At 31.6% G+C, this 535-nt stretch carries 2 protein-coding genes; both read right to left on the reverse strand.

Going from position 1 to position 535, the window contains the following annotated elements; all coding sequences use genetic code 11:
• Positions 1-22: 22 nt before the first annotated feature.
• Positions 23-259, reverse strand: a complete 237-nt coding sequence (locus tag CHF27_RS14075) for a DUF2922 domain-containing protein (RefSeq protein WP_095405551.1) — start codon at positions 257-259, stop codon at positions 23-25.
• A 49-nt stretch (positions 260-308) separates the two neighbouring features.
• The coding region (locus tag CHF27_RS14080; protein ID WP_095405552.1) for a DUF1659 domain-containing protein at positions 309-535 on the reverse strand (227 nt) is incomplete at its 5' end.

A 535-nucleotide genomic window follows, 5' to 3' on the forward strand; every position in this document is an offset into this window, starting at 1 on the left:
ATTCTAGGAGGCGTTTCATTTGTTACGAAACTATTAAATCGTAATCTGTTGTTCTAGTTTGTACTACTTTTGCTTCTAGGGCACTTTGTAAATCTTCCCCAAAGCTAGGGGCAAATATATTTTTAGATATTATAAATTCCATTGATTCTTTTATTTGTGCTTCTGTTAAGTCTTCTTTTGGGTCAGGTACTGCTATACTAAATTTCTTTCCTGCTGTTCCTGAGAATGTCATTAAAAGTTTAGTTTCTTTTTTAGGCATAGTTTAGTTCTCCTTTTCATTAATTATTTTTGAGCAACGCGAATTTTTATTAAGCATTTAATTGAGTTTTATCTATTTTTGCTACGCTGAATAAGTCATGTTCTTGTAGTGCTGTTATCTTTTGTGCTACATCGTAAAGATCAGTAGCTGCTGCATCTGCTTTTATGTTTGAGAAGTTTCTTGATTTTATGATTGATTTTCCTTTGTCATTTAGACCGCAGTCAAATTTTATGTTTAGTGATGACATGTCTTTAGTTTGGATTATTTCTGGCATAT

It is taken from the genome of Romboutsia maritimum (genome assembly GCF_002251085.2).
GTDB classification, from domain to species: domain Bacteria; phylum Bacillota; class Clostridia; order Peptostreptococcales; family Peptostreptococcaceae; genus Romboutsia_B; species Romboutsia_B maritimum.

Bases quoted from the DNA above. Each gene is read 5' to 3' on its own strand.
- CHF27_RS14075 (WP_095405551.1), bottom strand. From the start codon at position 259: ATGCCTAAAAAAGAAACTAAACTTTTAATGACATTCTCAGGAACAGCA.